Genomic DNA, 19,920 nt, shown 5'->3' with positions numbered 1-19,920 from the left:
AGGTCGGCACCGAAGGCAACCTCGGCGGCCAGGCCCAGGTCAGAGGCGTCTCCGGCGTCTGGAAGGACCTCACCGACAACGTCAACTTCATGGCCCTGAACCTGACCTCCCAGGTCCGCAACATCGCCCAGGTGACGACGGCCGTCGCCAACGGCGACCTGTCGAAGAAGATCACGGTCGACGCCCGCGGCGAGATCCTGGAGCTGAAGGACACCGTCAACACGATGGTGGAGCAGCTGCGGGCCTTCGCCGACGAGGTGACCCGGGTGGCCCGCGAGGTCGGCACCGACGGACGGCTCGGCGGGCGGGCCCAGGTTCTCGGCGTCTCCGGCGTCTGGCGGGATCTGACCGACAACGTCAACTACATGGCCGACAACCTGACTTCGCAGGTGCGGAACATCGCGCAGGTCGCGACGGCCGTGGCGCAGGGCGACCTGTCGAAGAAGATCGACGTGGACGCCCGCGGCGAGATCCTCGAACTGAAGACGACCATCAACACGATGGTCGACACGCTCTCCTCCTTCTCCTCCGAGGTGACCCGGGTGGCCCGCGAGGTGGGTTCGGAGGGCCAGCTCGGCGGTCAGGCCCGGGTCGAGGGCGTGTACGGCACCTGGAAGCGCCTCACGACCAACGTCAACGAGCTCGCCTCCAACCTCACCACCCAGGTCCGCGCGATCGCCGAGGTGGCCTCCGCGGTGGCGCAGGGCGACATGTCCCGCTCCATCACCGTGGAGACGCAGGGGGAGGTCGCCGAGCTGAAGGACAACATCAACCTGATGGTGGCCAACCTTCGCGAGACGACCCGCGCGAAGGACTGGCTGGAGTCGAACCTCGCCCGCCTGGCCGCGCTGATGCAGGGCCACCGCGACCTGATGGAGGTCGCCGACCTGATCCTGCGCGAGCTGACCCCGCTGGTGAACGCGCAGTACGGCGCCTTCTTCCTGGCCGACCCGGAGGAGGACGGAACCTCCCTCCACACCGCCGTCCCCGCCAAGGGACTCGCCTTCATCGCCGGATACGGCTCGGCGCAGGGCGCCACGGTCGACACGGGCGGCATGCCGGTGCACGGCCTGGTGCGGCAGGCGGCCCGCGAGAAGAAGCGGATCCTCGTCGAGGAGGCCCCGCCGGACTACATCAAGATCAACAGCGGTCTGGGGGAGGCCGCCCCCGCCAGCGTGGTCATCATCCCGATCCTCTTCGAGGACAAACTCCTCGGCGTGATCGAGCTGGCCTCCTTCTCCCGCTTCTCCGACGTCCATCTGGCCTTCTTCGACCAGTTCGTGAACACCATCGGCGTGGCCATCAACACGATCATCGCCAACTCCCGTACGGAGTCCCTGCTCGGCGAGTCCCAGCGCCTCGCCATCCAGCTCCAGGACCGCTCGGACGAACTCCAGTCGCAGCAGGCGGAGCTGCAACGCTCGAACGCCGAACTGGAGGAAAAGGCGGCGCTCTTGGCGACGAGCTCGCAGTACAAGTCGGAGTTCCTGGCGAACATGTCGCACGAGCTGCGCACCCCGCTGAACTCGCTGCTGATCCTGGCCCGGCTGCTGTCGGACAACCCGGACGGCCATCTCTCCGACCAGGAGGTGCAGTTCGCGACGACGATCCACCGCTCGGGATCGGACCTCCTCCAGCTCATCAACGACATCCTCGACCTGTCGAAGATCGAGGCGGGCCGTATGGACGTACGCCCGAAGAAGCTCCCCCTGATCAAACTCCTCGACTACGTCCACGCCACGTTCCGCCCGCTCACCCTCGACCGGGGTCTCGCCTTCGAGGTGACGGTCGGGGAGGACGTACCGCGGGAGATGTACTCGGACGAGCAGCGGCTCCAGCAGATCCTGCGCAACCTGCTCTCCAACGCGATCAAGTTCACCGCGACCGGCCGGGTCGAGCTGCGCGTCAACCGCCTCAAGGACCCCGACCACGCCTTCACCCGGGAGAACAGCGACGACGTGATCGCCTTCGCCGTCTCCGACACCGGCATCGGGATCGCCGCGGAGAAGCTCCCCGTGATCTTCGAGGCGTTCCAGCAGGCCGACGGCACCACCAACCGCAAGTACGGCGGCACCGGCCTCGGCCTGTCCATCAGCCGGGAGATCGCCGGACTGCTCGGCGGCCGCATCATCGCGGAGAGCGCCCCCGGCAAAGGCTCCACCTTCACGCTGTACGTCCCTGTCATCAGCCCCGGCCACACGGCGACCGGCGCCACCCCGGAGGACCACCGGCCGCCCGTGCCCGAGCAGCTGTCCACCGACCCGTACACCTCCCACGACACCGACGACTCCTGGCCCACCCCCACCAAGCTGGAGGCGTGGAAGGCCGGCCGGGCGGGTCAGGTCCTGCCGGGGCGACGGGTGCTGATCGTGGACGACGACATCCGCAACGTCTTCGCGCTCACCCATGTCCTGGGCCGTGTCGGCATGCCCGTCCTGTACGCGGAGAACGGCCGCGAGGGCATCGAGACCCTGGAGCGCAACCCCGACGTGGAACTCATCCTGATGGACATCATGATGCCGGAGATGGACGGCTACGAGACGATCTCCGCCATCCGCCGCACCCCCCGCTGGACGGGCCTGCCGATCGTCGCCCTCACCGCGAAGGCGATGCCGGGAGACCGCGAGAAGTCCATCGTGCGCGGTGCCAACGACTACGTACCCAAGCCGGTGGACGTCGATCAGCTGCTCACGGTCGTCTGCGCCCTCCTCGACCCGCAGAGCGCGCGCGACGCGGAGCAGGACGACTCCGAAGAATCCGTTGTTCCGGGGCCGAGCACATCGTCCGAGGAGGCCGCGGCCCCGCCGACGACCGAATGAGGACAGTCACCATGAGCGCTGAGGAAACGACCTACGAGCGCGCCAGCATCCTCCTGGTCGACGACATGGAGGACAACCTGATCGCGCTGGAGGCCGTCCTGGGGTCCCTCAACGAGCCGCTCGTACGTGCGCGTTCGGGCGAGGAGGCGATGAAGGCGCTGCTCAGGCAACGCTTCGCCGTGGTCCTCCTCGACATCCGTATGCCCGGCATGGACGGCTTCGAGACAGCCGCCAACATCAAGCGGCTCGACCAGACCAAGGACGTCCCGATCATCTTCCTGACCGGCACCGACGCCGACGCCGGCTACGCCTTCCGCGGCTACGCCACCGGCGCCGCCGACTACCTGACCAAGCCCTTCGACCCCTGGGTCCTGCGCGCCAAGGTCACGGTCTTCCTGGACCTCCACCGCAAGAACCAGCAGCTGGAACGCCTGCTGACCCAGGAACACACCCACGCCGCCCAGATCAGCACCCGGCTTGCGGCCCTGGAGAAGCGCTTGTCGTCCGAAGACCCCCCGGACCTTCCCGACCTGCGGAGGCAGGTCCGAGAACTGCAGAGTCTGGTAGCGGGGCTGAGCGGCAACCGCGCCCTTTAGGAGCGCGAGGAACCGCGCGCCCAGCCCCCACCGATCCGCAAGCCGAAAGACGACCTCACGCCTCCCGGCTACCCGCGTACATCTCCTCGATGAGCCCCTTGTACTCCCGCTCCACCACCGGCCGCTTCAACTTCAGACTCGGCGTGATCTCCCCGTGCTCCACATCGAGGTCCCGCGGCAGCAACCGGAACTTCTTGATGGTCTGCCACCGCTGGAGCCCCTCGTTGAGTTCCTTGACGTACCCCTCGACGAGGGCGACCGTGGCGGGAGCCGCGACGACATCGGCGTACGACTTGCCCTCCAGCCCGTTCTCCTTCGCCCACTCCAGGATGGACGGTTCGTCCAGGGCGATGAGGGCGGTGCAGAAGTTCCGGTCGGCGCCGTGCACGAGGATGTTGGAGACGTACGGGCAGACGGCCTTGAACTGGCCCTCGACCTCGGCGGGCGCGATGTACTTGCCGCCCGAGGTCTTGATGAGGTCCTTCTTGCGGTCGGTGATCCGGAGGTACCCGTCGGGCGACAGCTCGCCGATGTCGCCGGTGTGGAACCAGCCGTCGGATTCGAGGACCTCGGCGGTCTTCTCGGGCAGCCCGTGGTAGCCCTCCATGATGCCGGGGCTGCGCAGCAGGATCTCGCCGTCGTCCGCGATGCGCACCTCCGTGCCGGGCAGCGGCTTGCCGACCGTGCCGGTGCGGTACGCCTCGCCGGGGTTCACGAAGGAGGCGGCGGAGGACTCCGTGAGGCCGTACCCCTCGAGGATGTGGATGCCGGCGCCCGCGAAGAAGTAGCCGATCTCGGGGGCGAGCGCGGCGGAGCCGGAGACGCAGGCGCGCAGCCGGCCGCCGAAGGCCTCGCGGATCTTGGCGAAGACGAGCGCGTCCGCGACCTTGTGCTTGGCGCCCAGCCCGAAGGGCACGGCGGCGGTGCCGGTGCGGCGGAAGTTGTCCTGGCTGGCCTTCGCGTACTCGCGGGAGACCTCGGCGGCCCACTGGAAGATCTTGTACTTGGCGCCGCCGCCGGCCCGTGCCTTGGCCGCGACCCCGTTGTAGACCTTCTCGAAGATGCGCGGGACGGCCGCCATGTACGTCGGCTGCACGATCGGCAGATTCTCGATGATCTTGTCGACCCGGCCGTCGACGGCGGTGACGTGCCCGACCTCGATCTGGCCGGAGGTGAGCACCTTGCCGAAGACGTGGGCGAGCGGCAGCCACAGGTACTGCACGTCGTCGGGGCCGAGCAGCCCGGTCGAGGCGATGGCCTTCGCCATGTACGACCAGTTGTCGTGCGGGAGGCGCACGCCCTTGGGACGGCCGGTGGTACCGGAGGTGTAGATGAGGGTGGCGAGCTGGTCGGCGGTGATCGCGCCGACGCGCTCCTGGATCAGCTCGGGGTTCTTCTCCAGGTACGCGGCACCCCGCGTCTCCAGTTCGGCGAGGGTGAGCACCCCGTCGCCGGTCTCGACGCCCGCCGGGTCGATGACGACGATGTGGCCGAGTGCGGGCAGCTCGGCACGCTTCTCCCGGGCCTTGGCGAGCTGGGCCGCGTTCTCCGCGATCAGGACCTTGCTGTCGGAGTCGGAGAGGATGAACGCCGACTCCTCGGCGTTCGTCTGCGGGTAGATCGTCGTCGTGGCCGCGCCCGCGCACAGGATGCCGAGGTCGGCGAGGATCCACTCGACCCGGGTGGAGGAGGCGAGCGCGACGCGCTGCTCCGGCTGTACGCCCAGTTCGATCAGTCCGGCCGCGATGGCGTAGACCCGCTCGGCGGCCTGCGCCCAGCTCAGCGACTTCCACTCGTCCGGTCCCTCACCTGAGGCAGGGGGGACCGGGTAGCGGTAGGCCTCGGCGTCGGGCGTGGCTGCCACGCGCTCCAGGAAGAGGGCCGCCACGGACGGCGGACGGTTCTCGATCAGGGTCTGTGTGTCGCTCACGACATCCTCCGGGGCCCGCGACAGTGCGTGCGTCTGGCTCGACCGACTGCTGACTGTTGCTGTGCGGCTGGCTGGTTCGGCTGTTGTTTAACTCGCGAGTAACCATCGAGCAGAGATCAGAGTAAGGCGCGTCCGGCCAGTGCGTAAGAGGCGGCGGCCTGTCACTTCCTACAGAGAGCGACCCTACGCACGCGTACGGGCTCGCCGCGCCGAAGCGCGACGAGCCCGCATTGTGCCCCAGTTTCCGGGGGTAACAGGTGGCTACTTCTTGCCCTTCGCCGAACCGCCGCTGTCGTCGCTGGACAGCACCGCGATGAAGGCCTCTTGCGGAACCTCCACAGAGCCCACCATCTTCATCCGCTTCTTGCCTTCCTTCTGCTTCTCCAGCAGCTTCCGCTTACGGGAGATGTCACCGCCGTAGCACTTGGCGAGGACGTCCTTGCGGATGGCGCGGATGGTCTCGCGCGCGATGACGCGCGACCCGATGGCGGCCTGGATGGGCACCTCGAAGGCCTGCCTCGGGATCAGCTCACGCAGCTTCGCGACGAGCCGCACACCGTACGCGTACGCCGCGTCCTTATGGGTGATCGCCGAGAAGGCGTCCACCTTGTCGCCGTGCAGCAGGATGTCGACCTTGACCAGGCTGGAGGTCTGCTCGCCGGTGGGCTCGTAGTCGAGCGAGGCGTAACCCCGGGTCTTCGACTTCAGCTGGTCGAAGAAGTCGAAGACGATCTCGGCGAGCGGCAGCGTGTACCGGATCTCGACCCGGTCCTCGGACAGGTAGTCCATGCCGAGCAGGGTGCCGCGCCGGGTCTGGCACAGCTCCATGATCGAGCCGATGAACTCGGAGGGCGCAAGGATCGTGGCGCGTACGACGGGCTCGTACACCTCGTCGATCTTGCCCTCGGGGAACTCGCTCGGGTTGGTGACGACGTGCTCGCTGCGGTCCTCCATGACGACCCGGTAGACCACGTTCGGCGCGGTCGCGATCAGGTCGAGCCCGAACTCGCGCTCGAGCCGCTCACGGATCACGTCGAGGTGCAGCAGCCCGAGGAAACCGACGCGGAAACCGAAGCCGAGCGCGGCGGAGGTCTCCGGCTCGTAGACGAGCGCGGCGTCGTTGAGCTGCAGCTTGTCGAGGGCGTCGCGCAGCTCGGGGTAGTCGGACCCGTCCAGCGGATAGAGCCCGGAGAAGACCATGGGCTTGGGGTCCTTGTACCCGCCGAGCGCCTCGGTCGCACCCTTGTGCAGGGTGGTGATGGTGTCACCGACCTTGGACTGCCGGACGTCCTTCACGCCGGTGATGAGGTAGCCCACCTCACCGACACCCAGCCCGTCCGCGGGCAGCATCTCGGGCGAATTGGTCCCGATCTCCAGAAGCTCGTGCGTAGCCCCCGTGGACATCATCCGGATCCGCTCACGCTTGTTGAGCTGTCCGTCGATGACTCGTACGTACGTCACGACGCCCCGGTAGGAGTCGTACACGGAGTCGAAGATCATGGCGCGCGCGGGCGCGTCCTCGACACCGACCGGAGCCGGAATCTCGGCCACGACCTTGTCCAGCAGCGCCTCGACGCCGACACCGGTCTTGGCGGAGACCTTCAGTACGTCCTCGGGGTCGCAGCCGATGAGGTTGGCGAGCTCCTCGGAGAACTTCTCCGGCTGGGCGGCCGGCAGGTCGATCTTGTTGAGTACGGGGATGATCTTGAGGTCGTTCTCCATCGCCAGGTAGAGATTGGCGAGGGTCTGCGCCTCGATGCCCTGGGCGGCGTCGACGAGGAGGACGGTCCCCTCGCAGGCGGCCAGCGACCGGGACACCTCGTACGTGAAGTCCACGTGCCCGGGGGTGTCGATCATGTTGAGGATGTGGGTGTTGCCCGGATCCTCCGTCGGGGCCCAGGGCAGCCGGACCGCCTGGGACTTGATCGTGATGCCGCGCTCGCGCTCGATGTCCATGCGGTCGAGGTACTGAGCACGCATCTGCCGCTGCTCGACCACCCCGGTCAGCTGGAGCATGCGGTCGGCGAGCGTGGACTTGCCGTGGTCGATGTGCGCGATGATGCAGAAATTGCGGATCAGAGCCGGGGCGGTACGGCTCGGCTCGGGCACATTGTTAGGGGTCGCGGGCACGCAGGGTCCTGTCTCTTGAGGCGCCTGTCGCCTCGGGTCGGATCGATACGTAGGCTCCATGGTCCCACGGGTGGGGAGCTGCGACCGGTTTGGGCCGGTCGTGCGGCTACTGGTAGCCTGGGTGGCTGTGTCTCGTGCCCTCTCTGCAGGAGGCACACCCCAAGGAAATCAAACGGCGAGTGAGACGTGCTGTCTCGCGCGCCTGAACCTGTAAAGGCTCATTCGTGGCGAACATCAAGTCCCAGATCAAGCGGATCAAGACCAACGAGAAGGCTCGGCTGCGCAACAAGTCGGTCAAGTCCTCCCTGAAGACCGCGATCCGCAAGGCCCGCGAGGCTGCTGCCGCGGGTGACGTCGAGAAGGCCACCGAGTACACGCGCGCTGCGTCGCGCCAGCTCGACAAGGCCGTCTCGAAGGGCGTCATCCACAAGAACCAGGCCGCCAACAAGAAGTCGGCGCTTGCTTCGAAGGTCTCTTCCCTCAAGGGCTGAGTCGGCTGGGCCCTATCGGGCTCAACCCCTGACTTGAACGCCGGAAAGGACCCAGCGGGCCCTCTCTTCCGCTCCTGACCGGCACCCCCGGACCCACGCGCGGCCTGCGTTCGCCACGCGGGCGTGGATCCACCATCGTGATCCGAAGGCCCCGTTCCCCTCCTTCCCCAGGAGACGGACGGGGCCTTTGGCGTACGGGGCCTTCGGCCAGGGCGAGCGTCCTGCCAGGGCCACGGACAGGGAATCGGGGCGAAGCCCCATCCGAGGGGCGCGGGGAACTGCACGACAAGCCCCCACCGACCCGCCGCCGAGGAACGCACCCGGGGGATCTGGGGGCGCAGCCCCCAGGCAGGGGATGGGACGGGTAGGGGCGGCGGGGGCGAAGAACCCAGTCTCAGCCCAGCCGGGAACTAGCCCCGCCGGGACCGAGCCGCCCGAGCAATCGCCACGACCGCCTTCTCCAGCGCGTACTCGGGATCGTCTCCCCCGCCCTTGACCCCGGCATCGGCATCGGCGACCGCCCGCAGGGCGACCGCGACCCCGTCCGGCGTCCACCCCCGCATCTGCTGCCGCACCCGATCGATCTTCCACGGCGGCATCCCCAGCTCACGGGCAAGGTCGGCCGGCCGGCCCCCTCGCGCGGAGGACAGCTTTCCGATCGCCCGCACCCCCTGAGCCAGCGCGCTGGTGATCAGGACGGGCGCGACCCCGGTCGACAAAGACCACCGCAACGCCTCCAACGCCTCCGCGGCCCGCCCCTCCACGGCCCGGTCGGCCACGGTGAAGCTCGACGCCTCGGCCCGCCCGGTGTAGTACCGCCCGACGATGGCCTCGTCGATCGTCCCCTCGACATCCGCGGTCAGCTGCGACACCGCGGACGCCAGCTCCCGCAGATCGCTCCCGATCGAGTCGACCAGCGCCTGGCACGCCTCGGGCGTGGCCGATCTCCCGAGCGCCCGGAACTCGCCGCGCACGAACGACAGCCGGTCCGCGGGCTTCGTCATCTTGGGGCACGCCACCTCCCGCGCCCCCACCTTGCGCGCGGCGTCGAGGAGCCCCTTGCCCTTGGCCCCACCGGCGTGCAGCAGCACGAGGGTGATCTCCTCGGCCGGCGCGTCCAGGTACGCCTTCACGTCCTTGATCGTGTCGGCCGACAGATCCTGCGCATTGCGCACGACCACGACCTTGCGCTCGGAGAAGAGCGAGGGACTCGTGAGCTCGGCCAGCGTGCCGGGCTGCAGCTGGTCCGGAGTGAGGTCCCGTACGTCCGTGTCGGCGTCGGCGGCCCTGGCGGCGGCCACCACCTCCTGCACGGCACGGTCGAGCAGGAGGTCCTCCTGGCCCACGGCAAGTGTGACGGGGGCGAGAGGGTCGTCTTGAGCGGTCTTCTTGGCCATCACCGAAAGCATCCCACGCGCCACTGACAACGCGCCCCGCACGCGAACCCGCGCGAGCACCCGCGCGCCCGGCCCCGGCTGAGCGCTACGGCTCCTCTCGCCAGCCGTCCCACTCCCCCGCGAACTCGTCCAGCTCCTTCGCATCGAGCCGCTCCCCGGGATCCGTCAGGACCAGCAGCCACTGCGCGTCCTCGGCATCGTCCTCACCGGCCAGCGCGTCCCTGACGAGCTGCGGCTCCTCGTCGAGCCCGAACCGGTCACCGATCACCTCCGCCGCCTCTTCCGCGGCATCGCGGTCGGGCAGCACCAGCACATGTCTCACATCGCTCACGAGAACATTTTCCGCCACGCCGGACACGAGCGACGCCGGGGTCGCCCCCTTCTGAACGATCCGCAGCCCGATGTGCCGCACGGTGAGACCGATCAACGAACTCACGACCCCGTCACAGGAGTCCGGCACATGCACCGGCACCACGCACGTACTGGGACCACGCGCCTACCGCGTACTGGAACCCCCGCGCAAGTAACCCCATGTGACCGCTCCGCCTCCGACCACTCCACCAGCACGCAGGAATCAGGCCTTCCGCACCTCCGGCACCCGGTCCAGGTCGATCCCGAAGCGCTCCCGGTAGAGCGCCAGCACCTCCTCGTCCGTTGCCAGTTCCGACACCTCCTTCGTCCCGTCCGGCGCCGTCGCCGTCAGGTTCCGACCGCTGAGCGTGATCCGCCCTCCGTCCTCCGTCACCCGCGAACAGACCAGCGACCGCGTGAAATGCGACTTCGGCGAAGTGCTGTTCCACCAGGCTCCGGCGGCGAAGTCCCCCAGCACCCGCGGCCGCACCTCCAGGCGGTACTGCGGGCCGCCGTCCCGGATGACGTCCAAGTCCTCGGCCTCCCGCCGCCCGCCGACGCCCCGCACGCCCGCCGCGTCCGGCCCCGCCTCGAGCACCCTGAACGTGCCGCCCGGGTCCACCTGTTCGGTCCGCGCCCCGAAAGCCAGCGGATAGTGACTGTGCGCCCCGAACCCGACGTCCGCCAGCCAGTCACCCCCGTCCACCGTCCGCACCCGCAACGCGAGATGGTCGTACGGGATCCCGAGCCTCCCCTCCTCCCCGTACACCCGCCCCGCGAGCAGCGTGACGTCGAAGCCCAGCGCCCCGAGCAACGCCCCGAACGCCCCGTTCAGTTCGTAGCAGAAGCCACCCCGGCGCCCGCCCACCACCTTGTCCAGCAGTCGCTTCTCCTCCAGCACGATCTCCTCACCCAGATGGATCGACAGGTTCTCGAACGGCACCGCCTTCAGATGGCGCAGGTGCAGGTCACGCAGCACACCAGACGTGGGCCACGCGGGGTGATGGGCGCCGATCCGGCGGAGGTAGGCATCGGCCTGTGCGGAATTCATGCCCTCAGTCTCTCGCCACGCTCAGCCCTCCGCCCCCACCGACGACGGCCAGCGCCCCGTCCTTGTCCGTCCGCAGCACCACGGCGCCCCCGGCACGCAGCGCCGCGACCGTGCCGGGCGCGGGATGCCCGTACGGGTTGTCCCTGCCGCATGAGATCAGGGCCAGCCGCGGGGCCACCTTCCGTATGAGCTCCGGGTCCTGGTAGGCCGAGCCGTGGTGGGCGACCTTGAGCACGTCCACGGCCGTCAGCTCCCCGGCCGCCGGCGATCGCAGCAGCGCTTGCTGCGCCGGCGGTTCGAGGTCGCCGAGCAACAGCAGCCGCAGCCCCGCCGACCGTACGACGAGGGCGACGCTGGCGTCGTTCGGCCCGTCCGGGGTGGGCGCCGGGCTCGGTGGCGGCCACAGCACCTCCCAGTCGAGACTGCCGATGCGCCGCCGTTCACCCGCCACGGCCGACGTCACCGAGATGTGGCGAGCCGCCGCCTCCCTCCGTACGAACTCGGCCTGGTCGGGCGGCTCCGCGAAGCCCGTCGTCTCGATCGCCCCCACCGCACGCCCGCGCAGCACCCCCGGCAGCCCCGCCACATGGTCGGCGTGGAAGTGCGTCAGCACGACGAGCGGGATCCGGGTGATGCCGAGCGTGCTCAGACAGTGGTCGACCAGCGCCGGATCGGGGCCCGCGTCCACCACCACCGCGGTGCCGTCGCCCGCCGCGAGCACCGTCGCGTCGCCCTGTCCCACGTCGCACATCGCGAACCGCCAGCCGGGCGGCGGCCATCCCGTGATCACTCTGGTGAGCGGCGCCGGCTGCACCACGACCAGCAGGAACACCACGACACAGGCACCGCTCAGCCAAGGGTGCTTCAGGAGCCGTCGGCCGGCGAGCACGACGACCGCCGTGACCAGGGCGAGCAGCAGCGCCCCCGGCCAGCTCGCGGGCCAGTCCACTCCCCCGCCGGGCAGCGCGGCTCCGGTCCGTGCGATGTCGGCGATCCACCGGGCCGGCCAACTCGCGCACCAAGCGAGCCCCTTGGCCACGGGCAGCACCACCGGCGCCGTCGCCAGCGTCGCGAACCCCAGCACCGTGGCCGGCGCGACGGCGAACTCCGCGAGCAGATTGCACGGCACCGCCACCAGGCTCACCCGGGCCGACAGAACCGCGACGACCGGCGCGCACAGGGCCTGTGCGGCGCCCGCGGCGGCCAGTGCCTCGGCCAGGCGCGGCGGCATCCGGCGTCTTTGGAGCGCCGCACTCCACCGCGGGGCGATCGTGAGCAGGGCTCCGGTCGCCAGCACGGAGAGCAGGAAGCCGTAACTCCGCGACAGCCAGGGGTCGTACAGCACCAGCAGCAGTACGGCCGTGGCCAGGGCTGGGATCAGCGACCTGCGGCGGCCGGTGGCGAGGGCGAGCAGCGCGATCGATCCGCAGGCCGCGGCCCGCAGCACGCTCGGGTCCGGCCGGCACACGATCACGAAGCCGAGCGTGACCGCGCCACCGAGCAGGGCGGTGGCCCGCAGCGGGATACCGAGCCGCGGTGCGAGGCCACGCCGCTCGGCGCGCTGGGCGAGACCCGGTGGTCCGACGAACAGGGCGAGCAAGATCGTGAAGTTGCCGCCGCTGACCGCCAGCAGGTGTGTGAGATCCGTCGCCTTGAACGCCTCGTCCAGCTCCGGCGTGACCCGTGAGGTGTCCCCCACGACCAGCCCCGGCAGCAGCGCCCGCGCGTCCGCCTCCAGCCCGTCGGTCGCCTGCCGCAGTCCCTCGCGCAACCGGCCGGCGAACCGCTGTGGCCCGGACGGCTGCCCCACCACCTCCGGCGGCCCGCTCCCCCGCACGCGCAGCACGGCCGCGATCCGGTCCCCGCCCGACAGCGCGGGGGCGAGCCGCGCGGCCACCCGCAACCGGGTGGACGGCAGCAGTGACAGCCAAGGCGAGCGCCCGCCGGGCAGCCGGGGCGAGCCCCTAGGTGAACTCGCGTCGACGATCACCAGCACCGGCGTACGCGTCGCCACCATGGCCTCGTCGCCGCCCGCCCGCGTCACCCTCCGGACCTCCGCGTCGAGCAGCACAGCCGTGGGAGCCGCGTGATCCCCCTTGATCCGCGGCCGGGTGAGCCGTGGGTCGGAGGTGATCTCCACCTCGGCGGTCACATGGGCGTACTGCCGTGCCAGGGCCGGGATCGGGCCGCGGCGTGCATCCGCCCCATGCAGCCCCGCGGAGGCGGCGGCCGCCGCGACACAGAGCAGCGAGGCGGCGACGGAGACCCGCGGCCACGCACGGGATGGTCGTGCGCCGTACTGCGTCGCCCTGCGCGCCTTGGTCCGCCCCAACGCCAACAACGCGCCGGCCAGGACCAGGCAGCCCACCACCACGACCGTGACCCGTCCGGGCGGTGCGCCCACGGTCACCGCCGCCGTCACCCAGACCGCGAGCGCGGGCGGCACGAGCCGCAGATCCGTCGGTCCTTCCTCCCGTGGGTGGGCGGTACCGAGCCGCTTTCCCGAGGCGGCGTGCACGGCTCGGCGCCTCCGGGAGTGCCGGGTGCTCCGCGTGGCGTCCATCGGCGCGAAGGCCGCGTGGGGTGAAGGGGGCGGAAGAGGTTGCGGAGGCGAAGGAAGCGAAGGAAGCGAAGGGGGCGAAGAGGTCACGGAAGCCGCCGAGGGCCCGGTGGGCCCGCTCACGGCCGTACGAGTTTCTGCAGATCGGAGAACCGGCGGTCGCCGATGCCATTGACCTCACGGAGCTCGTCGACCGAACGGAAGCCGCCGTGCTGGGTGCGGTAGTCGATGATGTGCTGGGCGAGAACGGGGCCGACGCCCGGCAGGGTGTCGAGCTGGTCCACGGTGGCCGTGTTGAGGGAGACGGGAGCCGAAGGAGCCGCTCCAGAAACGGATCCACCGATCCCCGTGGCACTGGAACCCCCGCCCATGCCCGGTCCAGTCACGGCGACGGGGACGCCCACCAGGACCTGTTCGCCGTCCACCAGGAGGCGGGCCCGGTTGAGCCCCTCGGTGTTCGCACCCGGTCGCACCCCGCCCGCGGCCCGCAGCGCGTCCTCGACCCGCGAGCCGGCCGGCAGTCGTCGCAGCCCGGGACTGCGCACCTTGCCGCTGACGTCCACCACGATCACGGTCCCGGCCGAACCGGTCGAACCGGTCGAACCGGCCAGGCTCGGCGGCGCCCCGGCCGAGCCTCCCGGCTCCGCCGACTTCCGCTCCACCGCGCCGCTCCGCCCGCCGTACGGCGCCACTGCCCGCACCACCTCGGGAGCTCGCACCGACTGCGTCCGGCCACCCCAGAACTGCTGCACGGCGAAGACCACGGCGACAACGAGCAGCACACCGAGTGCGGTCACACTCCTGCGCTCCAGACCGCACCTCGACTGCAGCCATAACGGCATCCGCTCCCGCATGGCAAGCCCGGCCCGCTCTCGCCATGCCGCCGTTGCCCCAGGCACGGGAGCGCCATGCTCGGCATGTTCGCCACTCGCACGCGCACCTGAGCTTGGGCTCGGTTCGTCATGGTCCAGGACCCCGGTGGGCGATGAGCCGCCACTTCCCCGAACGACGGCGCCCCCGACCCCTGCCGAGGTGCTCCCCCTTGGGCCTCCCACATCCCGGTCCACGCCCGGCGGACCGTCCCCCAACTCCCCTCGTGTGCCGGGCCTTTCGGGGAAGAGTGCCTGCGCGCGCAGGCGGAGCGCCTCGGCCGGGGCATCGCGGCGTCGGGCGCGGGCGCCTGTATCCGTACCTGTACGTGCACCTGCGTCTGTACCTGCGCCTGTGCCTGCGCGGCTTGGCGAGCGATGGCGGCGATGGCGGGTGCGGCCGTCGGAGACGGGGCCGCGGCCCGGGCCGCTGGTCGGTGTGGCGGTGCGTGAGCGTGATCGAAGTGCCATGCGTCGAGGATCGGGCAACTCGCGACCATCGCGATGATCTCGCTCAAATCCCGGGGAAAACTACCCAGTTGTGGATAACTCCGTCACCCACACGAGTCACACCAGGACCAGCCGACGCAGCGCACGCGGCAGTCCCACCAGGCGCAGGCGCCTCTCACCCCGCCGCCACCGGATTCCTCGGCCTCATCGAGGCGAGACGACCGCTCCCAGCAGCCCGGGGCCCGTGTGCGCGCCGATCACCGCACCGACCTCGCTCACATGCAGATCGACCACGCCCGGCACCCTCGCCCGCAACCGGTCCGCGAGAGCGGACGCCCGCTCGGGGGCGGCGAGGTGGTGGACGGCGATGTCGACCTGGGCACTGCCCGCGCGTTCGGCCACGATCTCCTCGAGCCGGGCGATCGCCTTGGACGCCGTCCGTACCTTCTCCAGGAGTTCGATCCGCCCTCCGTCGAGCTGGAGCAGCGGCTTCACCGCGAGCGCGGAGCCCAACAACGCCTGCGCGGCGCCGATCCGGCCGCCACGGCGCAGATAGTCGAGTGTGTCGACGTAGAAGTACGCGTAGGTGCCGGCGGCCCGCTTCTCCGCGGCCGCGACCGCCTCGTCGGCGGTACCCCCCGCCTCCGCGGACTCGGCCGCGGCCAGTGCACAGAACCCGAGGGCCATCGCGACCATCCCGGTGTCCACCACCCGCACGGGAACCGGAGCTTCACGGGCCGCGAGGACGGCGGCGTCGTAGGTGCCGGAGAACTCGGCGGACAGGTGGAGCGAGACGATGTCGGTCGCGCCCGACTCGGCGACCTTGCGGTAGGCCGCGGCGAAAACCTCGGGGCTGGGGCGGGACGTGGTGACGGAGCGCCGCTTCTGAAGTGCCTGCGCCAGGGAGCGGGCCGAGATCTCGGTGCCCTCTTCGAGCGCCTGATCACCGAGAACCACGGTCAGGGGCACCGCGGTGATGCCGTGGCGCTCCATCGTCCGGGGCGGCAAGTAGGCCGTGGAATCGGTGACGATCGCGACATGGCGGGACATGAGCTGGAGGTTACCTGCCGTGGAGCGCGGACGGCAGCCCGGCCCCTTTCACCTGCGGTCTAGGTCGGGTCAAGTCGTGCTCTCGGGACGGGGTTTCTTCTGCCAGGGGTAGGCGGGCCGCTGTACCGGCGGAGTGATCGCGGAGCGCGGCGGCTCGTCGGCCGGGCGGGACCGCGGGGGCTCCGGCCAGGTCTGGCCGCTCGAAGTGGCCGTGTCCGGTGCCGGTGCCTCGGGCCAGGAGGCGGTGGGGCCCGGCTCGGTCGTCCAGTGCCGCAGGGCGCCCGCCTCCACGTCGATCTGCTCACTCAGCGATTCCAGGTCGTCGGCGGCGAACCGGCGGGCCCGGTCGCGCGCGGCCCAGCGCAGCGAGTCCGCGGACTGTGTGATCCGTTCGGTGCGCTCGCGCAGCTCGGGCAGCCGCGTGGAGAGTGTCCTCTTGTCCGGTTCGCTCTCCAGGCGCCTCAGCTCGTCGTCCAGCTCGCGCCCGTGCACACTGAGCCGCTCGAACAGCCCCAGGGACTCCTTCAAGGACTCGTCCTCTGCCACGCCCGAGTGCAGCGCGTCCTGCGTGGCCCGCATCGAGGTGCGCAGCGTCAGCCTCAGCTGGGCGATCTCCCCCGCCGGGCCCGGCTGAGCGAAGGTCTTGGCACGCAGGGTGGTGTCCTCGACCGTGCGGCGGGCCTGGGAGATCGTGCGGTCCACACCGCGCTTGGCGGCGCCGATCACCTTCACGGTGGCGTATGCGCCCAGCACCACGAACAGCAGGAAGAGCAGGGCGATTACTGTGATCACGGCTTCCACCACGCTCCTCCTCCGGACGCTCGCGGCAGCCGCCGCGTCGCTCTTCAACGGTAAACGCAACGGGCAGGTCCGGAGTTCCGGAAGAACCCCGAACCTGCCCGTAGGGGACTACCCCTAGCCAAGCCACCCATCCGTGCCGGACCGGGGCAAGCGGCTACGCCGTGACGATGTTCACCAGCTTCGGCGCCCGGACGATCACCTTGCGGATGCCCGCGCCGTCCAGCGCGGCGACGACCTTCTCGTCGGCCAGCGCGATCTTCTCCAGGTCGGCGTCGGAGATCGACGGGGAGACCTCCAGGCGGGCCTTGACCTTGCCCTTGATCTGCACGACGCAGGTCACGGCCTCATCCACGACGTACGCCGGGTCGGCCACCGGGAAGTCCTGGTGGACGACCGAGTCGGTGTGGCCCAGCTTGCGCCACAGCTCCTCGGCGATGTGCGGGGCCAGCGGCGCGATCAGCAGCACCAGGGGCTCGGCGACCGTGCGTGACACGGGGCCGCCGGCCTTGGTCAGGTGGTTGTTCAGCTCGGTGACCTTGGCGATGGCGGTGTTGAAGCGCAGGCCTTCCAGGTCCTGGCGCACGCCGTCGATCGCCTTGTGCAGCGCCCGCAGGGCGTCCTCGCCTGCCGGGGTGTCGTCGACCGTGACCTCGCCCGTGGTCTCGTCGACGACGTTGCGCCACAGCCGCTGCAGCAGCCGGTACTGGCCGACCACCGCACGCGTGTCCCACGGCCGCGACACGTCCAGGGGACCCATCGCCATCTCGTACAGGCGCAGGGTGTCCGCGCCGTACTCGGCGCAGATCTCGTCCGGAGTGACCGCGTTCTTCAGGGACTTGCCCATCTTGCCCAGCAGTCGGGAGACCTTCTCGCCCTGGTAGTAGTACGCGCCGTCGCGCTCCTCCACCTCGGCGGCCGGCACCGCGATGCCACGGCTGTCGCGGTACACGAAGGCCTGGATCATGCCCTGGTTGAACAGCTTGTGGAACGGCTCGACCGAGGAGACATACCCCAGGTCGTACAGCACCTTCGACCAGAAGCGCGCGTACAGCAGGTGCAGCACGGCGTGCTCGGCGCCGCCGACGTACAGGTCGACGCCACCGTGCGGCTGGCCCTCGCGCGGGCCCATCCAGTACTGCTCGATGGCCGGGTCGACCAGCTTCTGGTCGTTGTGCGGGTCCAGGTAGCGCAGCTCGTACCAGCAGGAACCGGCCCAGTTGGGCATGGTGTTGGTCTCGCGGCGGTACTTCTGCGGGCCGCGGCCGTCACCCAGGTCCAGGGTGACGTTGACCCAGTCCTCGTTGCGGGACAGCGGCGTCTCGGGAGAGGTGTTCGCGTCGTCCGGGTCGAAGGTGCGCGGCGAGTAGTCCTCCACCTCCGGCAGTTCGAGGGGCAGCATCGACTCGGGCAGCGCGTGCGCGACGCCGTCCTCGTCGTAGACGATCGGGAAGGGCTCGCCCCAGTAGCGCTGGCGGCTGAACAGCCAGTCGCGCAGACGGAAGTTGACGGTGCCCTCACCGATGCCCTTGCGGGCCAGCCACTCGGTGATGCGCTCCTTCGCCTCGCCCACCGCCAGGCCGTCCAGCGAGATGTCGTCGTTGGAGGAGTTGATGATCTTCGCGTCGTACGACCCGAAGGCGTTCTCCCACGTCGACGTGTCGGTGCCGCGGTCGTCGGTCGGCTCGACGATGCAGCGGATCGGCAGCTCGAAGGCGCGCGCGAACTCGAAGTCACGCTGGTCGCCGGCCGGGACGGCCATGATCGCGCCGGTGCCGTAGCCCATCAGGACGTAGTCGGCGATGAAGACCGGGATCTGTTCGCCGTTGACCGGGTTGGTCGCGTAGGCGCCGGTGAAGACACCGGTCTTGTCCTTGGCCTCGGCCTGCCGTTCGACGTCGGACTTCGACGCGGCCTGCGCCCGGTAGGCGGCGACGGCCTCGGCGGGCGTGGCGTCACCGCCGGTCCACACCTCGTGGGTGCCCGCGGGCCAGGCCTCGGGGACGAACTTGTCGACCAGCGGGTGCTCGGGCGCCAGCACCATGTAGGTGGCGCCGAACAGGGTGTCCGGTCGCGTGGTGAAGACCGTGATGGCTTCGCCGTCGATCGGGAAGTCGACGCGGGCGCCCTCGGAGCGGCCGATCCAGTTGCGCTGCTGCAGCTTGATCGCCTCGGGCCAGTCCAGCGCCTCCAGGTCGTCCAGCAGCCGGTCGGCATACGCCGTGATGCGCATGTTCCACTGGCGCAGCTTGGCCTTGAAGACGGGGAAGTTCCCGCGCTCGGAGCGACCGTCGGCGGTGACTTCCTCGTTGGCCAGCACCGTGCCCAGCCCGGGCGACCAGTTGACGGGCGCATCGGAGGCGTACGCCAGCCGGTACTCGCTCAGGATGTCGGCACGCTCGGTGGCGGTCAGCTCGTTCCACGCGCGCACGGCACCGTCAACGCTCGGTACGGCGCGCTCGCCGCTCTCGAACTGGGCGATCAGTACGGAGATCGGACGGGCCTTGTCCGCCTCGTCGTCGTACCAGGAGTTGAAGATCTGCAGGAAGATCCACTGCGTCCACTTGTAGTACCCCGGGTCGATCGTGGCGAACGACCGGCGCTTGTCGTGGCCCAGGCCCAGCGCGCGCAGCTGGGCCTTCATGTTCTCGATGTTGGCCTCGGTGGACACGCGCGGGTGGGTGCCCGTCTGCACGGCGTACTGCTCGGCGGGCAGACCGAAGGCATCGAAGCCCAGGGTGTGCAGGACGTTGTGGCCCGTCATGCGCTGGAACCGGGCGAATACATCGGTGGCGATGTAGCCCAGGGGGTGACCGACGTGCAGACCCGCCCCCGAGGGGTACGGGAACATGTCCATGATGAACTTCTTGGGCTTGGCGGCCAGCTCGGGGTCGCCCGCCAGGTCACCGCTGGGGTTCGGCGCCTCGTACGTACCCTCGGCGTCCCAGAAGTCCTGCCAGCGTGCCTCGATCTCAGCGGCCATCTCGGCCGTGTAGCGGTGCGGCGCTGCCACCTCGGGGGCGGCAGCGGGGTTCGTCTCGCTCATGATCCTCAAAGCTCCATCGATCGTCTCTGCCGGCGGCTTAGAAATGAAAAATCCCCTCGCACAGGAGGGGACGCCGCGCCGATGCCGACCACGGGTCGTCAGTGGTCGGGACTGATCAGCGCGGCTCGCTAAGCAGAAGGCGTACGGCACGCATGGCGTCAGGGTACCGCAGCCCCCGCGCGCGCCGCGACGAGCTTTGGACGGGGCCGGACACGCCGTGCCGCTCGTCACAATCACGCCAAAAAAACTGAACAATATTCAAATATTACTTCGCGTAAGGGGACGCTACGGGACAACACAAGAACCTGGCCGCCCTTTGATAACAACGCAATAACTCAAACCTCGTACCCATCGGTATGGCTCGACTTAGAGTTCGGCTTCG

General features: G+C 69.9%; 14 protein-coding genes. 4 read left to right on the top strand and 10 right to left on the bottom strand.

All coding sequences use genetic code 11. From position 1 onward, the window contains the following. Positions 1 to 2,819, top strand: a 2,819-nt coding sequence (locus ACZ69M_RS01655; RefSeq protein WP_470045937.1) for an ATP-binding protein, incomplete at its 5' end; no start/stop codon positions are given. 11 nt (positions 2,820 to 2,830) lie between these two features. Continuing rightward, positions 2,831 to 3,415 carry a response regulator gene (locus ACZ69M_RS01650; RefSeq protein ID WP_470045936.1) on the top strand — a complete coding sequence of 195 codons (585 nt, stop codon included), beginning with the start codon at positions 2,831 to 2,833 and terminating at the stop codon, positions 3,413 to 3,415. A 55-nt stretch (positions 3,416 to 3,470) separates the two neighbouring features. Here ACZ69M_RS01650 and ACZ69M_RS01645 read toward each other — a convergent pair whose 3' ends face one another. Together ACZ69M_RS01645 and lepA are read right to left on the bottom strand one after the other, a co-directional pair. Beyond that, the gene (locus ACZ69M_RS01645; RefSeq protein ID WP_470045935.1) at positions 3,471 to 5,345 is read right to left on the bottom strand and encodes an AMP-dependent synthetase/ligase; all 1,875 of its coding nucleotides are present in this window, start codon (positions 5,343 to 5,345) and stop codon (positions 3,471 to 3,473) included. Positions 5,346 to 5,606: 261 nt separating this feature from the next. After that, positions 5,607 to 7,475 (bottom strand): translation elongation factor 4, encoded by a 1,869-nt coding sequence (gene lepA, locus ACZ69M_RS01640; RefSeq protein WP_470045934.1) that lies wholly within the window; start codon positions 7,473 to 7,475, stop codon positions 5,607 to 5,609. Positions 7,476 to 7,699: 224 nt separating this feature from the next. On the opposite strand from lepA, the gene rpsT reads away from it, so the two are divergent. After that, positions 7,700 to 7,966 carry a 30S ribosomal protein S20 gene (rpsT, locus tag ACZ69M_RS01635; RefSeq protein ID WP_054231951.1) on the top strand — a complete coding sequence of 89 codons (267 nt, stop codon included), beginning with the start codon at positions 7,700 to 7,702 and terminating at the stop codon, positions 7,964 to 7,966. Positions 7,967 to 8,376: 410 nt separating this feature from the next. Here rpsT and holA read toward each other — a convergent pair whose 3' ends face one another. The 7 genes from holA to ACZ69M_RS01600 all read right to left on the bottom strand — a co-directional run bounded on the left by holA (position 8,377) and on the right by ACZ69M_RS01600 (position 16,495). Then, the gene (holA, locus tag ACZ69M_RS01630; protein WP_470045933.1) at positions 8,377 to 9,363 is read right to left on the bottom strand and encodes a DNA polymerase III subunit delta; all 987 of its coding nucleotides are present in this window, start codon (positions 9,361 to 9,363) and stop codon (positions 8,377 to 8,379) included. An 85-nt stretch (positions 9,364 to 9,448) separates the two neighbouring features. Beyond that, a complete protein-coding gene (locus ACZ69M_RS01625; RefSeq protein WP_319744211.1) occupies positions 9,449 to 9,694 on the bottom strand; it encodes a hypothetical protein in 246 nt (81 codons plus the stop codon). Between the two features lie 243 nt (positions 9,695 to 9,937). Further along, the gene (locus ACZ69M_RS01620) at positions 9,938 to 10,765 is read right to left on the bottom strand and encodes an arylamine N-acetyltransferase family protein (protein ID WP_470045932.1); all 828 of its coding nucleotides are present in this window, start codon (positions 10,763 to 10,765) and stop codon (positions 9,938 to 9,940) included. Between the two features lie 4 nt (positions 10,766 to 10,769). Then, positions 10,770 to 13,328: a ComEC/Rec2 family competence protein gene (locus ACZ69M_RS01615; RefSeq protein WP_470045931.1), complete on the bottom strand. Its 2,559-nt coding sequence runs from the start codon at positions 13,326 to 13,328 to the stop codon at positions 10,770 to 10,772. A 116-nt stretch (positions 13,329 to 13,444) separates the two neighbouring features. Next, positions 13,445 to 14,122 (bottom strand): ComEA family DNA-binding protein, encoded by a 678-nt coding sequence (locus ACZ69M_RS01610; protein WP_470045930.1) that lies wholly within the window; start codon positions 14,120 to 14,122, stop codon positions 13,445 to 13,447. Positions 14,123 to 14,848: 726 nt separating this feature from the next. Further along, positions 14,849 to 15,694 carry a DegV family protein gene (locus tag ACZ69M_RS01605; RefSeq protein WP_470045929.1) on the bottom strand — a complete coding sequence of 282 codons (846 nt, stop codon included), beginning with the start codon at positions 15,692 to 15,694 and terminating at the stop codon, positions 14,849 to 14,851. A 69-nt stretch (positions 15,695 to 15,763) separates the two neighbouring features. Then, positions 15,764 to 16,495, bottom strand: a complete 732-nt coding sequence (locus tag ACZ69M_RS01600) for a hypothetical protein (protein WP_470045928.1) — start codon at positions 16,493 to 16,495, stop codon at positions 15,764 to 15,766. Between ACZ69M_RS01600 and ACZ69M_RS01595 the strand changes: the two genes are divergently transcribed. Then, positions 16,386 to 16,613: a hypothetical protein gene (locus ACZ69M_RS01595; protein WP_470045927.1), complete on the top strand. Its 228-nt coding sequence runs from the start codon at positions 16,386 to 16,388 to the stop codon at positions 16,611 to 16,613. The genes ACZ69M_RS01600 and ACZ69M_RS01595 overlap by 110 nt on opposite strands. A gap of 36 nt (positions 16,614 to 16,649) precedes the next feature. Here ACZ69M_RS01595 and leuS read toward each other — a convergent pair whose 3' ends face one another. Continuing rightward, entirely contained in the window at positions 16,650 to 19,538 is a 2,889-nt protein-coding gene (leuS, locus tag ACZ69M_RS01590) for a leucine--tRNA ligase (protein ID WP_470045926.1), read from the bottom strand. Positions 19,539 to 19,920 lie beyond the last annotated feature (382 nt).

The organism is Streptomyces sp. NPDC107454 (assembly GCF_055582885.1).
This window is presented reverse-complemented; position numbering and strand designations above follow the sequence as displayed.